The sequence below is a fragment of the Enterobacter cloacae complex sp. 2021EL-01169 genome (assembly GCF_020733125.1).
Lineage (GTDB): Bacteria > Pseudomonadota > Gammaproteobacteria > Enterobacterales > Enterobacteriaceae > Enterobacter > Enterobacter roggenkampii.
Genome location: NZ_JAJFTC010000001.1, coordinates 209,898 through 227,505 on the forward strand (window position 1 = coordinate 209,898; position 17,608 = coordinate 227,505).

Sequence of the window (17,608 nt, forward strand, 5' to 3'; positions counted from 1 at the left end):
GGAAGCAGTGATAAAGGATATTTCATGAATTCAGAAGAGCAGCATCAGATATGTTCCCGGTTTGTTGAACCGGAAAAATTAGCAGACCTGCGAACAAAACAGGAAATCGAAGTGATGAACGGCAGGCCGTGGACGCAGGAGTAACCCCCTCCGACGGTATCGCCGTCTTATGGTCCTTTGGAAAAAAACATCAGGGCAACTGGAGGCTTTTCGTTATAAAAAATTAGAGAGTATCTTTGAAAAATTAATTTGGTATTAAAGGTTGAATTTAAATAAAAAGAAGAACAGGAATGGCATCGCATGGGGCTGAGAAAGTAGCGCGGTCCGAATAACGGAAAAATTCCCCTGCCCTGGCGCTAAGTTTATTCACTTAAGTGAGTGTTAGTTTTACAGGCGAGGTATTGAATATCAAATCATTATTTGAATAGCTGTGATGTTTATGAATTCGATGGATGTTAATAATTTTTGTGTATATTTTAAATGTTGGTCTGTAAAGGTGGGTTATGGACGGTGACTCTTTTAACGACATAAAAGAAAAAATCACAAGTGCTGCTTTTGGAAAAAATGGAAATTGTTTTCTACTAATAGATGCATCATTAAAAGAGTATCAAACAGAATCTTTTTTGTCCGATACCCTAAGAGATTATAAATCATACTCTATAATATTCCAGCACAAAGAGATTCAAGGCGCTTTACCACTTTACCTCTTTCCTCTTGGTAAGTTAAGCGAAAAAGATGACCGATTATTTTATAATAGTATTCGACATTCATTGAGTGAGTTAAAAAAAGAGAAACTTGAGGCCGGGGAGGGGCGCAGTGTTTGTGCGTGGATCTCGACGAATTTAGCAGGGGAGCAACTTGCTGAACAAATAGCTTTGACCGCCGTACAGTCAACTCAAACATTCGGTAATATATTAATTCGTTATTTCGACCCTTCGGTATTTGGTCTATTGATACCTGCCCTCGATAAATGGCAAAAGGAACAGCTATTAAGCAATATCAATACGTGGTCATACATTAATGGAGACGGAGTGGTTCATACAATGAATGGCAATGGTGAATGCAGAAAAAAATTAAACCACTCACTTGGGTTAACAGATATAAATGTGTCGGAAATTAATCTTATATTAGTTATCAATAAGATCTTGCGTATATATCGAAATACGACCGCTGTCCATAAACTTAGTGAATGTGAGGCGGCGAAATTATTGCGTACTGCACTGTTCTATTATTATTCATCGTTCTCCCCATCCGAAAGCGATGTTATTGAATTTGGGCTTGATGTGTTGAACGCAGAGAGATTGTTTTATCATGATGGGGTGTTTTTTAAATATATGCTTAACAGACGTGGAAAAGAATATGAGGCATATAAAGACATTAAAGTAAAATTGATGATCTAATATATCAAGGAAAAATAAAATGTTCGAAATGAGCCATTAACATTAGTGGGGTGCAATATGAGTTGGCCTGTGCAAATAATCCCTCCATACAATAAGGTTTCAGAAATTAAATGGAGTAAATGGCTTTTGTCTTTATTATTTATTTTGTTGGCTATGGCAGCATGTTGGTGCGGAGGAAGAATTATTTCTCCTGTTGAAGGTGGCGAGTTTTTAAGATTATCTGCACTTGTGTTTTTGTGGGGCATGTTTGTCTTTTTTTTTATTGTTTCAGTACGCATGTATTACTATGGTTTATGTTTGTCAGTAATCGAAGTAAGAGAGCATGAAGCAGAATTAACCAGGAAAAACTGGAGTGAATGGGCCAATAGAAAGTTTTATGTTTCCGCTTATGATTTATTCCTTCCCTCTGTAGTAGCACAGGCCGATATAGCATCGTTACATTCTGCTGAAATATATAAAGATCAGAAATTAAAATTGCGTGGTCATAATGACACAATGTACACTGAAGAACAGTTGATCTATGAGTTATTGTCATCAGTCAGAGCAAGGCTGTTAGGGTTAAAAAAGTTCTGTGTCTTTGATGTCATATTTACATATGGCAATAGTTTTATTACTTTCTCGACATTTAAAGAATGTTGGGCGGCAATTGGTTTTAATGAGGATTGTTTGGGAGGTTTTTATGATTGGAATAATGAATTAGAGCATGAATTTGACATATTATCGGATATCGCACTGAATCGAGTGTCAATAATCATATCTGTAAACGTTGAGGGTGTTGAGGGGTATTGTCCTGACTCATCAGAATTTGCCTCGATTTTTTTAGTGTCCCACCAGCAGCAAATACCAGTAAAAGAAAGTAATTGTGTGGCTTTGCGAACGATGACATGCAACAAAAACCATACCGAACAAGATTTCCTAAATATGGTAACTTACCAGCAAGATGTCCTTAAAACAACAAAAGTAGTTTTTGGCAACATGAGGGCAGAGGATGCTTTGCATCTTTTAGATATATTTAGATCTTCATCTTTATCTATGAATGTGGAATGGAGTTATAAGGTGGAATATTTAAATTTGATGCTCGGTAAGTTAGGTGATGCCCATTTGTGGTTGGCGTTTGTTTTATCGCTAAAAATTTCAGAAAAAAACAATGAGCCGGTTTTGATGGTCACGAGCGTTGGTGATGACTATGTCTTTAATGTTATCAAACAGTTTGATAATAACAAGGAGCGTTAAATTGAGCACCTCAGCAAAATGGAGGGTTGTTGGCCTTGTTTTATGTTTCATTATTTTTGGTATGCTGGCTTATATAGGGTGTTACTATTATGGAGATACGATTGGGTGGGAATCAATTAAAGAAAAAGTGAGCCTTTGGTTCTTATGCATGTTTTTATTTTCCGTATGCCTGATGCTGATGAACTTTGGCGTATGGTTCTATCAAAGAGATCCTCGTTTGCAATCTATCAGAGAAGGGAAGTCTGTCGCAGTTAATTTTCGAAATAAGCATAAAAAGTCCAGTAAAAAGGATCCTATAAAAACTCATCTATGCCGACGTTATGGCTTCTTGTGGCAAAACAAAGTTCGTCTACTTTTAGTTACCGGCGATGAGGGAGCTATCGAAAAACTGATTCCCGGCCTGCAAAGTAGTCAGTGGCTGGAAGGTGACCGTACAGTATTAATTTATGGTGGGAGTCTGTCCTCAGACGTTGATGTTGAAAAATACACCGCACTGCGCAAATTGCGGCGTGGCCGTCCGCTGGACGGAATTGTTTGTGTGGTTAGCGAAGAGCAGAATCTTACGGTGCAGGCGAGTGAAAACGATTTACGTGGGCTGGAGAAAATCAGCGAAGTGCTGCGTTTTTCTGCGCCAGTCTGGTTGTGGCGGCTATGTAGTAGTGAGTGGTCTCAGGCTGGACGTGATCCGCAGTCGGTTGGTATCTCTCTGCCGTCACGGGCGATGCCAGACACAGTAGCGGCACAACTCAGAAAGTTACTGCCCCAACTGCGGGAACAGGGACTCTCACAGATTGCCAAAAATCGTCAATATGATTTCCTGTTGCGCCTGGCCCGGGAGCTTGAACAAGGGGGAAGCGAGTTATGGGCAGCTCGTCTGACACCGTGGCTGCACATTTCTCAGCAACGTGTTCCACTGCGTGGGCTGATGTTCAGTCAGGTAAATAAGCCTGAATTTTATAATGATGAAACTGGAAGGGATCCGGATTGCGAGCATGAGCAGCCTTTACACAGACATGCGCTAACTTTACCAGCAACTTGGATTGGGATTACCGAAGGTTGCATGCGCGTCCGCGGTCGCCGTGTTGGTATTGCCTGGGAACGCACGTTGGCATGTATCATCATGACGGCAGTTGGTCTCTGGGGCATTGGATTGTTGCTTTCCTTTGCTATGAACTACGGACAAATTTCTTCTGTAACAGGAAAAGCTCGGAACCTGGTTGAACATACTTCCGTATCCGACTATCAACTGACGGCACTTCATGACCTGCGAAATGACGTAGGCCGCCTGCTGCACAATGTTCATGAGGGGAGTCCCTGGTACCAGCGCTTCGGTCTGGACCATAACCAGCAGCTGCTCGATGCGTTGCTGCCCTGGTACGGCGTGGCAAACAACCGCCTGATACGCGACCCGGCGAATCAGGCGCTGACACAAAAACTCAGCGCATTGGCAAACTCTGCCCCCAACAGCGACCAGCGTGCACAGCTGGCGAAGCCGGGTTATGACCAGCTTAAAGCCTGGCTGATGATGTCTCGTCCGGATAAAGTCGACGGCGCGTTTTATGCGCAGACCCTGAAAACCGTGCAGCCGACACGAATGGGTATTTCTACCGGTCTGTGGCAAAGCCTGGCGCCGGATTTGTGGGCCTTCTACATCACCGAACTGCCTAAGCAGCCACAGTGGAAAATCACACCGGATGCGCAGCTGGTCAGCCAGAGTCGCCAGCTGCTGCTGCAGCAAATTGGGCGTCGTAACGCTGAAAGCACACTGTATGAAAATATGCTCAAGTCAGTGCGTCGTAACTTCGCCGATGTCTCCCTGGAGGACATGACCAGCGGTACCGATGCGCGTCGACTTTTTACTACCGAGGAGGTCGTGCCGGGCATGTTCACCCGCCAGGCCTGGGAAGGTGGTATTCAGCAGGCTATCGAAAAGGCTGCAAATTCCCGCCGGGATGAAATTGACTGGGTGCTGAGTGATTCCCGTAAAGCCGTATCGGCGGATCTGTCGCCGGAAGCGCTCAAAGCACGCCTGACAGAGCGTTATTTCATTGACTTTGCCGGCAGCTGGTTGAATTTCCTCAACAGCCTGCACTGGAACCCGGCAAACAATATTGCGGACGTTACCGACCAGTTGACGCTGATGAGCGATGTCCGCCAGTCGCCACTGATTGCCCTGATGAATACCCTCGCCTGGCAGGGACAGACAGGCCAGCAAAGCGAAGGTCTTTCGGACTCCCTCATCAAATCGGCTAAAGATCTCGTCGGTGGAAAAGATAAACCTGCCATTGATCAGTCTGCGTCAGGGCCTCAGGGGCCGCTGGACGATACTTTTGGTCCGCTGCTGCAGCTTCTGGGTAAAAACAAAGGCGGTAATGTCATGTCGGCGGACAACTCCCTGAGTCTGCAGACGTATCTGACCCGTATCACCCGCGTGCGTCTGCGACTGCAGCAGGTGGCCAGCGCTTCTGACCCGCAGGCAATGATGCAGACCCTGGCGCAGACCGTATTCCAGGGCAAAAGCGTGGACCTCACCGACACTCAGCAATACGGCAGCCTGATTTCGGCAAGTCTTGGCGAGGAGTGGAGCGGATTTGGCAGCACAATGTTTGTGCAGCCGCTGACCCAAGCCTGGGAGACCGTACTTCAGCCGTCGGCAGCCAGTCTGAATGACAAATGGAGCCGCTCGGTTGTCGCGAACTGGCAGACTGCCTTTGACGGTCGTTTCCCGTTTGCTGCCAGCAAAAGCGATGCCTCTTTACCGATGCTGGCTGAATTTGTGCGTAAGGACAGTGGACGGATAGAACGCTTCTTGTCGACAGAGCTCAATGGTGTGCTACACAAAGAGGGTAGCCAGTGGGTACCGGATAAGGTCAACAGCCAGGGACTGAATTTTAACCCGGCCTTCCTGCGGGCCATTAACCAGCTGAGCCAGCTGTCAGACATCCTGTTCACCGATGGCAGTCAGGGCATCAGCTTTGAGCTGCAGGCGCGTCCTGTGCCACAGGTGGTGGAGACGCAGCTAACCATTGATGGACAAAAGCTGCACTACTTCAACCAGATGGCCGACTGGCAAAGCTTCCGCTGGCCGGGAGAGACTTACAAGCCGGGAACGATGCTGACATGGACCACGGTCAACGCCAGTGCGCGTCTGTTCGGGGATTACAGCGGGACCTGGGGCTTTATCCGCTGGCTGGACTTGAGCAAGCGTCAGCAGCTGGACCGCAGCCAGTGGATGATGAGCTTTACTGCACCGGATGGTCGCACCCTGCAGTGGGTGCTGCGCTCCCAGCTCGGAAAAGGCCCGCTGGCGCTGTTGGATCTGCGTGGTTTCACGCTGCCGGATCACATATTCAGTGTCGACAGCGCGGCCACCGCTCAGGCGCTGATGGCTAATACGGAAAACAATGACATGGAGGGCGTCGAATAATGAGCACATTGCAGAATTTGGTTATCGCCTGTCAGGCTGACGATGCTCAGCTGCGTGAACAGGCGCAGACGCGCACGGATAACTGGCAGCCTTGGCTTGCTCCGGTAAGCGTAGCCAGTCCGACCGGGGAAGACCCGGGATATGACGATGATTTTCAGCGTATCCGCGAAGAGGTTAATAAGCTCTCTGGTATTGATACCGAACTGATATGCACGCTTGCTGAAAAGTTACTGACCACCACAGCCAAAGACATCCGTATTGCGACCTATTACTGCTGGGCGCGATTGCACCAGGATGGCGAAGCCGGCTTTGCCGAAGGGCTTGAACTGCTTGCCGGATTATTGCAGCGCTACGGCATGCAGCTTCACCCGCAGCGGGACCGAAGCCGCAAGGCTGCACTGGAATGGCTTGCCGGTAGCCGTGTCCTGGACAGTCTGTCACTGTTTCCGGAGGTCATCCGCGAGGATGCACAGCGTACCGCCGGGGCCTTGCTGCTCATCAGTACCCGTCTGGAGACCGAGCCGGAAGCATCGCGGCCAGAGCTGAATGCCCTGTACAGCGGGCTGGAGTCTCGCTTGATGAAGGCCGGGGGTGTGGATGCCGTGGTACCGCAGAACGCAGGGAATAAGGCGCAGTCACAGCCCTTTACGCATGCGACCGAGTCAGATGCGCCGGTTCTGAACCGCATCACCTCCGGTCAGGATTTGCTGGCCCAGGCCCGTACCCTGACGGGATATCTGCGCGAGCAGCCAGATGGCTGGCTTGCCGCACACCGGCTGATGAAAAGCCTGCGCCATGACACGCTGAGAGCGATCCCTGCACCGGATGCCGAAGGGAAAACACGTATCGAACCACCGCGGGCTGACCAGCGGGCCATGCTTAAACGGTTGTACCTGCAGCAGAGCTGGCTGGAGATACTGGAGCAGGCGGACAGCACCTTCTCGCGTGGCGCTAATCACCTCTGGCTGGATTTGCAGTGGTATATCCATCAGGCTCTGATGAAATTGGGGCACGATGTGCTGGCCGATATCATCATCGCCGATCTGAAAGGGCTGCTGAGCCGTCTCACAGGACTTGAAACGCTGGCCTTTAATGACGGAACGCCGTTTGCCGATGAGGTCACGCTCAACTGGATAAATCAGAGCGTGCTGGACGATTTGTCCAGCTGGCGGGATGAGCCGGTCAGTGCTGCTGGTGAGGCAGATAACGATATCCAGGCCCTCGAGCCGGAAGCGCTGGAGAAAGCGGACACTGACGGTCTGGATGCCACCCTTCACTGGCTCCAGACCCGTCCAGGTTGCGACTCTACAAAAGACAAATGGCTGCTGCGCCTGCTGATGGCCCGCATAGCCGAGCAAAAGGGTAAAAATGAGCTGGCCCTGCATCTGCTGGGTGAACTCGATAGCGCCGCACGGTCAATCACCCTCACGCAGTGGACACCGGCGCTGTTATTTGAAGTGAAATCCCGTCGCCTCAGACTGCTACGCATGAAAGCTATACGCAGTGAAACCGATAAATCACGTCTTCAGCCTGAGATGGACCAGCTTCTTGCCGGTCTGATTGCGCTCGACCCGGCAAGCAGTGCGGTGCTTTGCGGATAAAAACGCCTGGCTACCTTTAACATTCCTAAATTCAGGTTTTTTTATGGACGACTTAACCCTGCGTTATTACGACGCTGAAATGCGCTACCTGCTGGAAGCCGGTGAAGAGTTTGCCCGTGCTCACCCCGAGCAGGCAGCAATGCTCAACCTTGATAAAGCCGGAGCGCGCGACCCGTATGTTGAACGCCTGTTCGAGGGCTTTGCCTTCCTGATGGGCCGCCTTCGTGAAAAGCTCGATGACGACCTGCCTGAACTGACCGAAGGGCTGGTCAGCCTGCTGTGGCCGCATTATCTTCGTACCATTCCGTCGATGTCAGTGGTGGAGTTCACGCCTGACTGGCGCGAAATGAAAGAGTCGATGCGCATCGTCAAAGGCTTTGAGGTGAACTCAAGGCCGATCGGTGAGAAGGGCACGCGCTGTCGGTACACCACCACCAAAGAGATCACCCTCCTGCCGTTGTCGCTGGAGCAAGCCCGCCTGTCCACTGACCCTGACGGGCGTTCGGTTATCAGCCTGCGCTTTAACTGCAGCCATCTTGCCGACTGGAGTCGTATCGATCTCAGCCAGATCCCGCTCTACTTCAACGCTGATGCACCGCTGGCCTGCGCCATGCATGAAGCTTTTACCATGAATACAGCGCGCCTCTGGCTGCGGATGCCGGGCGACATGGACAGAAGACCGCTCGACGGGTATTTCACCGCGCTGGGCTTTGGCGATGATGACGTCCTGTGGCCGAAGGGAAGCAGCAGCTTTAGCGGCTATCAGCTGCTGCTCGAGTACTTCACCTTTCGTGAAAAATTCATGTTCACGGGGCTGCGTGGGCTGGAGACAGTGGCCTTTCCGGCTGAGCTCCCCTGGTTTGAAATCGACGTGGTGCTGGCAGAACGCTGGGAGCATGATTTCAGCTTTACCGAAAAGCATCTGCGCCTGAACTGTGTGCCGGTGATTAACCTGTTCCCGCTGGAATCTGACCCGCTGACGCTAAACTCCCTGCAGACCGAATACATGCTGCGCCCGATGCGCGTGCAGGATGGCCATACCGAGATATATGCGGTGGATTCGGTGATGTCATCGAGCCAGCATACCTACGTGCCATTTTCAAGCTTCCGCCACAAGGGCGGAATGATGCGCCATGAAGCCCCGGAATATTACTACCACACCCGCGTGCGCCGTGGCCCGTCGGGGTTGCATAACACCTGGCTTATCCTCGGCGGGGAAGCGTTTGATAACCACACGGTGCCGGAGGATGAAAGCCTGTCGCTGACGCTAACCGGCACCAATGGCCAGCTACCTCGCAGAGCGTTGCAAAGTACCGTGCTCGATACAGTGATGAAAACCACTTCAGCCAGTATCGCCGTGCGTAACCTGTGTGCGCCGACGCTGCCCTGTTATCCCCCGGCACAGGATCGCTTTCACTGGCGTGTGCTGAGCCATCTCGGCAGCGGTTTCCTGTCGATGATGGACAATGCCGACGTGCTGCGCGGCACGCTGGCGCTGTACGAGTGGACTGACAGCGAGATGAACCGCCGTCGTCTGGAGGCGATTATCGATGTGAAGCACAGTGAAACGGAACGCTTTGAGCAGGGATATCTGGTGCGCGGGGTGCAGATTGAGGTGACGCTTGAGAGCAACGGCTTTGCCGGGCGCGGCGATATCTGTCTGTTCGGCGAGATGCTGAGCCGCTTCTTTGCACTGTACACCGATATCTATCTGTTTAACCGCCTGATTATTATTCTGCAACCGACCGGAGAGCGCCTGGAATGGGAAGAGAAGCACAACCGCCGCATTCCCGGCTGACCCCGCGGCTGGAGGCCGATCTTCACCGCATCAACTTTTATCGTTTATGCCAGCTACTGGAGAAGCGCCATCCGGACAGGCCGCTGATGGGCTCTACCAGCCATCCGGCGGATGACCCGGTACGCTTTGCGCCGCACCCTGGAATGGGGTTCCCGGCCAGTGAACTGAAGGCTGTCGAGTATGACGAGGATGATGACAGCAGACCACCGCTTATCCGCACGACCTTTATGGGGATGTACGGTGTTGATTCGCCTCTACCGACCGCCTATCTCGATGACATTTCCCAGCGCCGGGAAGGACATGAGGCGCTGCAGGGGTTTCTGGATATTTTCAGTCATCGCATCCTGACGCAGTTTTACCGCGTCTGGCGTAAATACTCGTATCCGGCCACGTTTGAGCCAGGGGGAACTGACTCCATTTCGCAGTCGCTGCTGGGTCTGGTGGGGCTGGGCATACCGGGCACCGCGAACCATATAGCCACGCCAGTGTCCCGCTTTCTGGCGCTACTGGGTGTGCTGCAGCAGCCGGGCAAAACTCAGGAAGGGATGCAGGCACTGGTGCGCCTGCTGGCCCCCGATACGACGGTGCAGGTGAGTCCGTATTGTCTCCGGCCTGTAGAGATTGAAAGGCCGCTGGGTTTTTACGGTGACGAAGAGTTTCTGCTTGATGGCAATACGCCTCTGGGTGACGAAGCGATGGATGCCAGCAGTCAACTGCTGATTGCGCTCACGACGGATAACGAACAGGAAGCGCAGGGCTGGAAACCGGACGGTCTGTTGTATCAGGACTTTCTGGTGATGCTGCGGGTTTATCTCGGGTGGCGTTTTAAGGCAAAAATTACTCTGACCACCCGGACCTGCCTGCTGGCTGCGCCGCCGCTCGGTGAAGGTCGCTTCTGGCTGGGGATGAATGGCGTGCTGGGCGCGGAAGACGAATATCTCCTGGACGATATCCCGCAGACCTTCACGACGGAACTGGGCTATTACACCGGCCTGCAGCCCTCAACACCACAACAAGGAAACCGATGTGTTACGTACAAATTCAATTAAGACTTTGCGCTGGCTGCTACCGCTGCTGACATTCAGCCTGGCAGGCTGCGGGGTGACGCAGAGCGTCACCGATGGCACTAAATCGGCGTTTAACGCCGTGTTCTACAAAAAAATCAAGGTGCTGCACCTCGATTTCACCGCACGTGAGGCGCTGAACACCGACACCCGTGAAAGTAACTCGCTGTCTCAGCCGGTGGTGATAAGGGTTTATCAGCTCAAAGACCGCAAAACCTTTGATAAGACGGTGTATCAGCAGTTGCTTCAGGATGATAGCACCATTCTGAAAGACGACATGCTGGCCAGTCGTGATGTCGTGGTGAAACCGGGTGGCGATGCAAACCTTGATATGTCAATGGAAGAAAAGGCGCAGTTTGTCGCGGTGGTAGGGCTCTTCCGCCATCCGGATATGGACAACAACGCCTGGAAGCAGGTTATCAAACGCAGTGACCTGGATCCGGATAAACCACGTATCCTGGAAGCAGGTGATAACTCTCTGACGCTACAGCCGCTTAAGGAAGACTGATGCCCTACGGACATAACGCGCCTTCGCTGTATGAAATGTTAACGGGAAATTTTACAGGCGGACTCAACCTTAGTCAGGTCAGTGAAGAAAATCAGGTCATCCTCTCGGTTCTGGATAACATGCAGCGCGTTCTCAACTGTCGTGCCGGTACGCTGTCGCACCTGCCGGACTACGGGCTGCCGGATATGACCAAAATTCTGCAGGGCATGCCGGGAACGGCCCATGAGCTGATGGGCACATTATCTGCTGTCCTGCTCAAGTATGAACCCCGCCTGAAAAAAATAACCGTTGTCCTGCTGGAACAGAACGTCCCCGGCGAACTGCGTTATGCCATTGACGCTGAACTTAAAGGGATTGGTCTGGTGCGCTACGGGACTGAGTTTATGCCCGAAGGACGGGTCCTGTTAAGGCATCTCAGGCAACAACAATATCTCGATACGACCCTCCGTATATAAGGTTTGATAACATCATGTCAGTAAAATCACAGTTCCTGAAAAAGTTGCAGGCACGACAACCTGCACCAGTTCCTGCCATCAGCAAGAGTCAGGCTGATATTGCAGAGTTTCGCCAGCGGATGGCTCAGCTTCAGGAGCAAATGGACGCGTGGCTGACGGATACGGGACTGAATGTGGAGCCACTGACCGTATCCGTTCCGGATCTGCTGGTGGAGGGCGGGGCTTTTGAGATTTCCGGTATCGTTTTGCGCTATGACAGCCGGGCGGTCAACTTTATGCCGATCTTTCTGTATGGACAGGGCGTCGCTGGTTGTGTCGAGGTGACTTTCTGTTCTGGGGACAAGGTGATTTCTCAAGGACGCCTGTTCATGCGGGTGGGGAACTCAAATGGCTGGATCTTTACTCCCCCTGATACCTCATCCCGATCCGGACAACTATTTGATGAAGGTGTGTTTTTCGGTCTGATTTTAGCGCTGCTGCCATAGCGATAACATTCATTCCTTTAATGCGTCATTGCATTTTAAATCGCCAAATAGCCCTACAGATCAACTAACGAAATTAACCGAAACGGATATGCAGGCCCTCCAGGATGACCACACATATAACGTTAAAAACCGGCGGTGACCCGCGCACGCTGCCAGATTACGCTGCTCTCCGCGATGAGCTCAGCAAGCTGACGCATCCTGCTCGCCCGGATGTGAACTGGCAATATGTCGAAAAACGCTGTCTCTCTCTGTTCGAACAGAACGGTGTGGAGTTGCAGACTGCAGCCTGGTACACCCTTGCCCGTATTCACCTGTCTGGATTAGCAGGCCTGAACGAAGGGCTGGCGATTCTGGAGGCACTGATTAGCCATCAGTGGGACGTTTTCTGGCCTAAGACGCTACACGCTCGTATGGAAATTCTTAGCGGCTTGAGCCAGCGCCTGCAGCAGCGTATGCGTATGCTTCCACTCAACAACAGCCATCTTAGCGAGCTTTATATCACTGAAGCGTTGCTTACCCGCCTGAGTGCGGTGCTCCAGCGCCTTCAGCTCAAACACCTTAGCCAGTTCGATACATTACGAACGTTGGTACGTTCAAGTGCTGAACGGCTGGAAAGCAGTAATGACTCATCAGATTTGAATGCGATTAAGCTGCCCGGTCGTGACTTACCTCAGGAGAGGGCAGAGCCGGTTGACGAAGTGAAAAGGGTCTATGTTGTGCAACCGGAAAACCAGCCTAATGCGGAGGGTCTTACGACAGCGCGCGGGGCGGTCAGACCATGGAAACCCTTTGTCGCCGGGATGTGTTCTATGCTGGCGATCGGCGTCGCCGTGGCGTGGGGAGGGGGCTTTCTGTCCAGACCCGATCCCTTAACGACTCAGGCCATTGCCTCGCTGGCGCCGTTACCTGAAGTGCTTACACCTGTTCAGCAAGACGCGTTAGCACAGCAAGGTACTTTACCGTCCACATTTATCACAGAAACGCAGCAGCAGCTTGCCCGACTGGATAAGCTGCCTCCTGACTGGAATATTTCCTACAGCCTTCAGCTGTTAGCGCAACTCCAGACATTGCGGCCGGAGGAGGCGAAGCCGCTCACCTCACAGTGGCAGCAAAAATTTAACGCGGCAGCGTTGCCTGTCTACGCTATGAACAGTTGGTATGAGGGAATGATGAAGCTTCAGCAACTGAGTCATCGGCTGAGCAGTCTGGATGAGCAAAAAGGAAAATATATCACGGTGAGTGAGCTTAAATCGGTGGTTTTTTCGACTATACAGTCATTTAACCAAACAATACCGGCTGAAGAACAACTCCGACGCCTGTCACAGCATCCAGCCGGAGATGCGCTTCCTGAAGCCGAAAAGACCCAGCTGGAGTTGCGCCTAAGACAGCTTGCTGCGCGTTACGCTCAAATAAAACAGGATTCTTCTGCTCAGTGAATTCTGGCGATAGACAGGTGAATGCACGTGAAGGTCAAAGTGTCCCCTGCAGGAATCGAACCTGCAACTAGCCCTTAGGAGGGGCTCGTTATATCCATTTAACTAAGGGGACGAGGCGGCACGAGTATAGCGTCATTTACACTTTGCGTTAAGCGCATCGCCGCCTGACTGCTCAAAGAGTCACCATTCAGGACGATTTTTTTGTCGATTTATCATCATTTTCCCGCGCTTTAAGCTCCGCTTTGCGTTTGTTCGACATGTCGTTACGGATTTGGGCATGGCTTAACAGCGCGAAGATAAACGTTCCGCCGCAGATGTTTCCTGCTAGTGTCGGTAAGGCGAACGGCCAGAAAAAGTCGCTCCAGTGAAGCGTACCGTTAAAGACCAGATACAGTATTTCTACGGTACCGACCACAATATGCGTGGTGTCAGCCAGCGCAATCAGCCAGGTCATCAATATAATCACCACAATTTTGGCGCTCCCTGCTGAAGGAAACATCCAGACCATCGTGGCGATAATCCAGCCAGAGATGATGGCATTAGAGAACATTTCGATCGGGGTGTTTTTCATCACATCCATGCCGATTTTTACAAATGCATCCCGTGTAGGCTCATCAAAAATCGGCATATATTCGAACGCCCAGGCCGCGATGCCCGTGCCGATGATATTACCCAGCAGGACGACGCTCCACAGACGCATCAATAAACCGAAATTGCCGAGGGTAGGGTTTTGCATCACCGGCAGAACGGCGGTCACCGTGTTTTCGGTAAACAGCTGCTGGCGGGCCATGATGACAATCACAAAGCCGAAGGTATAGCCGAGATTCTCGAGTAAAAAACCGCCCGGCACACCTTCCAGCTGAACATGAAATATCCCTTTGGCGAGCAGAGATGCGCCCATTGAGAGCCCTGCGGCGATAGCTGACCAGAAGAGGGCCATGGCATCGCGCTCCATCTCTTTTTCACCGTCCTGGCGGATATGCTCATGGATGGCCATCGCGCGGGAAGGGAGGCGATCTTCATCAATTTCTATTTTCTCGCCACGCGCTTTCTCCTCGCTTTCAATTTCAAGTTCCTCATCGCTCTCGCCAATTTTTTCTTCGCCCACGTCTTTCATATCTGCTCCCGGAGGTTGATCTTTCTGTTAAGCGTAGCGGCTTTTATCGGGATGCCTGTGGGGATGCTCTTAAATTGGCGGCAATGACAACAAAGGTGATACATCTCTTTCAAAGACATTATAAAATTGCCAGCGAAACGAATTCCAAAAGCCAGGCTATGCTGAGATCAGAGTCACGGTGATTACTGCCCGTAATTGTGCTCATAGACATCGGTAAACGTGCTGTTACAATCGCTTGCACGTTTACAGACGGAGCATCAACGGCTCCGTTACGGATGGCAATCAACGATAGCCATACTGAACAGGGAGATATTTATGAAACTTCGGCTGTCGGCGCTTGCGCTTGGCGCGACGATGCTTGTGGGCTGCGCCAGCTCCGGGGAGCAAACGGGACGCTCCGATCCTCTCGAAGGATTTAACCGCTCCATGTATAACTTCAACTACAACGTGCTGGACCCGTATGTGGTTCGCCCGGTGGCAGTGGCATGGCGCGATTATGTTCCCCAGCCCGCGCGTAACGGGTTAAGTAACTTTACCAGCAACCTCGAAGAGCCTGCGGTAATGGTGAACTACTTCCTGCAGGGCGACCCGTATCAGGGGATGGTGCACTTTACCCGCTTCTTCCTGAACTCCATTCTGGGGATGGGCGGCTTTATTGACGTGGCAGGCATGGCGAACCCGAAACTGCAGCGTGAGCAGCCGCACCGTTTCGGCAGCACAATGGGACATTATGGCGTCGGGTACGGTCCGTACATGCAATTACCGTTCTACGGTAGTTTCACCCTTCGTGATGACGGCGGCGATATGGTTGATACGCTGTATCCGGTTCTGTCGTGGCTGACCTGGCCGCTGTCGGTGGGTAAATGGACGGTGGAAGGGATTGAAACCCGTGCGCAACTGCTCGACTCTGATGGCTTACTGCGCCAGTCTTCTGACCCGTATATTATGGTGCGAGAAGCGTACTTCCAGAATCATGACTTTATTGCTAACGGCGGTAAGCTGAAACCGGAAGAGAATCCAAACGCGAAGGCGATCGAGAACGAACTAAAAGATATCGATTCGGAGTAAATAAAAAAGGTGAGCAATGCTCACCTTTTTCAATTCCTGCGCGATTAGAACGCGTAGTTGAAGTTCGTACCGAACAGCCAGGCTTTACCTTCAGAGGTAAACTCGTAAGGGCCTTCCTGGAACGTCACTTTCTGACCGTGCATATAAGATACGCCCGCATCGATAGATGCATTCTCGTTGAACGCATAAGTCGCGCCTGCACTTATCCAGAAGCGGTCCTGATCCGGAATGGAAATGGAACGCTTGTCTGCCGGAACCGGGCTGTCGTCAAATGCGATACCGGAGCGGAAAGTCCAGTTTTTATCGTAGTAGTAGGTGGTACCCAACGCAATACGATAAGCGTCGTGGAAGCTTTCGTCCTTATAGAACAGCGTTTGACCATTGCTTCCGGTCGCTTTCAGCTCCTGGAACTGGCTCCAGCTGGTATAGGCCAGGCTGTAGTGGATCGCCCATTGCGGTGCAACGCGGTTATAACCGGAGACTTCCCACATTTCTGGCAAATGCAGTGACAGCGAACCTGGAACGGTCTGGTTTGACGTTCCCCAAGGAATGGTGGTACCCGCACCAGGAACCACGTTGTTCACAGGCTTCAGGATGCCGCTCTTGTAATCGCCGTCGAAGTCAATTTTCACTTCGGAGCGATAGGTCAGGCCCCAACGGTTGTTTTTGTCCAGCTCGTACAGGATACCGGCGTTCCAGCCATAGCCCCACTCATCACCTTCAAGGCTGGCAATTTTATTGCTGTTTTTTGGCAGACGAGCAGTTTGCTCCCCGGAGTAACGTTCAATTTTGGCATCGGCGTAGACGGCATCAAAGCCCAGACCAAAGCTCCAGTTGTCGTTCAGGCGATAAGCACCACTCAGGTTCAGGTTCAGCGTAGTAAGGTCTGTTTTACCGCCGTATTCACCAGCCGGATAGTTGCTGTTGAACTCGGTAGCAAGGCCGTAGTTAGAGGTTACGGATGCTCCCCAGCCAAACTGTTCATTGATAGGCGCAACGAAGTGCAGGTTAGGGACCCATGCTGTTGGGGCAATATTGTCCGCTTTAAGGCTCGCACCCGTGTAAGGCGACTTGCCAGAAATGTTGACATCAGGATCGATATAAACCGCACCGGCAGAGAAGGTCGGACGATCAAACATCATGATCAATGCGGGGTTACGACTTGCGTTACCCGCATCATCAGCAATAGCGCCTTCCCCTGAATACGCGCGGCCAAGGCCAGAGGAAGAAAATTCGTTTAACTGAAAGCCCGCTGACCATGCGGAAGTGGAGACGAGTGCCACTGCGACTGCCAGCGCAGTCTTGTTGAACAGGGTTTTCTGGCTCATGACCATAACCTCATTGAGTTATTTTTATTCAATAATTGTTACATACCGTAACAGGAGCGCGAAGTGTAGGGTCTGAGGTATGACAGACAAATCAGACCAGTGGCCAGAGTATAGGTCCGACCAGCCTGAATGTTGCAAGTTTGTTTATTAATATTTTCAAACATGTTTCGTGAAACGAGATCTGGTTGGCAAAATTGTGACCATCGCGACTCACCCAAAAGGGTGGTTTTTGTTTTAGATCATTTTTTAGTGTGATATTGGTCACTTATCCGATTTTGCGCCATTAACGGCTGGAGAGAGCCCGCGCCGGGGCGTAAAATAGCAGCATCGTGTTTATCTCGCGCGCTGCGCGAATACAGAGGAAATTGAGCTATGAGTAAATGCAGTGCTGATGAAACCCTGGTTTGCTGCTGTATGGATGTTGGCACCATCATGGACAACTCCGATTGCACCGCGTCTTACAGCCGTGTGTTCACCAACCGCGCCGAAGCGGAAGAGACCCTGGCCGCGCTGAGCAAGCGTGCGCGTGATGTTGAATCCGAGCCGTGTGAAATCAAGTCGACCTTTACCGAAGTGGAAGGCGGCGTGAAGCTGGATATCGACTTTGTTTTTGCCTGCGAAGCTGAAACGCTGATTTTCCAGCTGGGTCTGCGTTAATTTCTGCGGCCTGATGCCCTCACCCCGACCC

Annotated in this window: 14 protein-coding genes and 1 tRNA gene; 12 read left to right on the plus strand and 3 right to left on the minus strand. The window is 51.4% G+C overall.

Going from position 1 to position 17,608, the window contains the following annotated elements; all coding sequences use genetic code 11:
* Window positions 1–503 precede the first annotated feature (503 nt).
* The 10 genes from LLF79_RS00965 to LLF79_RS01010 all read left to right on the plus strand — a co-directional run bounded on the left by LLF79_RS00965 (window position 504) and on the right by LLF79_RS01010 (window position 13,407).
* Window positions 504–1,400, plus strand: a complete 897-nt coding sequence (locus tag LLF79_RS00965) for a hypothetical protein (protein WP_206804373.1) — start codon at window positions 504–506, stop codon at window positions 1,398–1,400.
* Window positions 1,401–1,457: 57 nt separating this feature from the next.
* Window positions 1,458–2,633: a hypothetical protein gene (locus LLF79_RS00970; RefSeq protein ID WP_206804371.1), complete on the plus strand. Its 1,176-nt coding sequence runs from the start codon at window positions 1,458–1,460 to the stop codon at window positions 2,631–2,633.
* Entirely contained in the window at window positions 2,596–6,060 is a 3,465-nt protein-coding gene (locus LLF79_RS00975) for an ImcF-related family protein (RefSeq protein ID WP_375542339.1), read from the plus strand. The genes LLF79_RS00970 and LLF79_RS00975 overlap by 38 nt, the downstream gene beginning before the upstream one ends.
* Window positions 6,060–7,661 carry a type VI secretion system protein TssA gene (gene tssA / locus LLF79_RS00980; protein WP_206804368.1) on the plus strand — a complete coding sequence of 534 codons (1,602 nt, stop codon included), beginning with the start codon at window positions 6,060–6,062 and terminating at the stop codon, window positions 7,659–7,661. Before LLF79_RS00975 ends, tssA begins: the two co-directional genes overlap by 1 nt.
* Before the next feature lie 43 nt (window positions 7,662–7,704).
* On the plus strand, window positions 7,705–9,459 hold the full coding sequence (gene tssF, locus LLF79_RS00985; protein WP_206804366.1) for a type VI secretion system baseplate subunit TssF: 1,755 nt from the start codon (window positions 7,705–7,707) through the stop codon (window positions 9,457–9,459).
* On the plus strand, window positions 9,423–10,508 hold the full coding sequence (gene tssG, locus LLF79_RS00990) for a type VI secretion system baseplate subunit TssG (RefSeq protein ID WP_206804364.1): 1,086 nt from the start codon (window positions 9,423–9,425) through the stop codon (window positions 10,506–10,508). Before tssF ends, tssG begins: the two co-directional genes overlap by 37 nt.
* Complete coding sequence (gene tssJ / locus LLF79_RS00995; RefSeq protein WP_206804362.1) at window positions 10,486–11,031, plus strand: type VI secretion system lipoprotein TssJ; 546 nt, start codon at window positions 10,486–10,488, stop codon at window positions 11,029–11,031. The genes tssG and tssJ overlap by 23 nt, the downstream gene beginning before the upstream one ends.
* A complete protein-coding gene (gene tssE, locus LLF79_RS01000; RefSeq protein WP_025912749.1) occupies window positions 11,031–11,486 on the plus strand; it encodes a type VI secretion system baseplate subunit TssE in 456 nt (151 codons plus the stop codon). The genes tssJ and tssE overlap by 1 nt, the downstream gene beginning before the upstream one ends.
* A 14-nt stretch (window positions 11,487–11,500) precedes the next feature.
* Window positions 11,501–11,971, plus strand: a complete 471-nt coding sequence (locus LLF79_RS01005) for a hypothetical protein (protein ID WP_227879012.1) — start codon at window positions 11,501–11,503, stop codon at window positions 11,969–11,971.
* A gap of 104 nt (window positions 11,972–12,075) precedes the next feature.
* Entirely contained in the window at window positions 12,076–13,407 is a 1,332-nt protein-coding gene (locus LLF79_RS01010; RefSeq protein ID WP_227879013.1) for a VasL domain-containing protein, read from the plus strand.
* A 40-nt stretch (window positions 13,408–13,447) separates the two neighbouring features.
* Here LLF79_RS01010 and LLF79_RS01015 read toward each other — a convergent pair.
* A tRNA-Arg gene (locus tag LLF79_RS01015) sits at window positions 13,448–13,519 on the minus strand.
* A 75-nt stretch (window positions 13,520–13,594) separates the two neighbouring features.
* Window positions 13,595–14,524: a formate/nitrite transporter family protein gene (locus LLF79_RS01020; protein ID WP_023325783.1), complete on the minus strand. Its 930-nt coding sequence runs from the start codon at window positions 14,522–14,524 to the stop codon at window positions 13,595–13,597.
* A 315-nt stretch (window positions 14,525–14,839) separates the two neighbouring features.
* Here LLF79_RS01020 and mlaA point away from each other — a divergent pair, with 315 nt between their 5' ends.
* Window positions 14,840–15,592 carry a phospholipid-binding lipoprotein MlaA gene (gene mlaA / locus LLF79_RS01025; protein WP_008502619.1) on the plus strand — a complete coding sequence of 251 codons (753 nt, stop codon included), beginning with the start codon at window positions 14,840–14,842 and terminating at the stop codon, window positions 15,590–15,592.
* Window positions 15,593–15,636: 44 nt separating this feature from the next.
* Here mlaA and fadL read toward each other — a convergent pair whose 3' ends face one another.
* Entirely contained in the window at window positions 15,637–16,920 is a 1,284-nt protein-coding gene (gene fadL, locus LLF79_RS01030; RefSeq protein ID WP_008502618.1) for a long-chain fatty acid transporter FadL, read from the minus strand.
* Between the two features lie 372 nt (window positions 16,921–17,292).
* Between fadL and LLF79_RS01035 the strand changes: the two genes are divergently transcribed.
* Window positions 17,293–17,577, plus strand: coding sequence for a YfcZ/YiiS family protein (locus LLF79_RS01035; RefSeq protein WP_227879014.1), 285 nt, complete (start codon window positions 17,293–17,295; stop codon window positions 17,575–17,577).
* Window positions 17,578–17,608 lie beyond the last annotated feature (31 nt).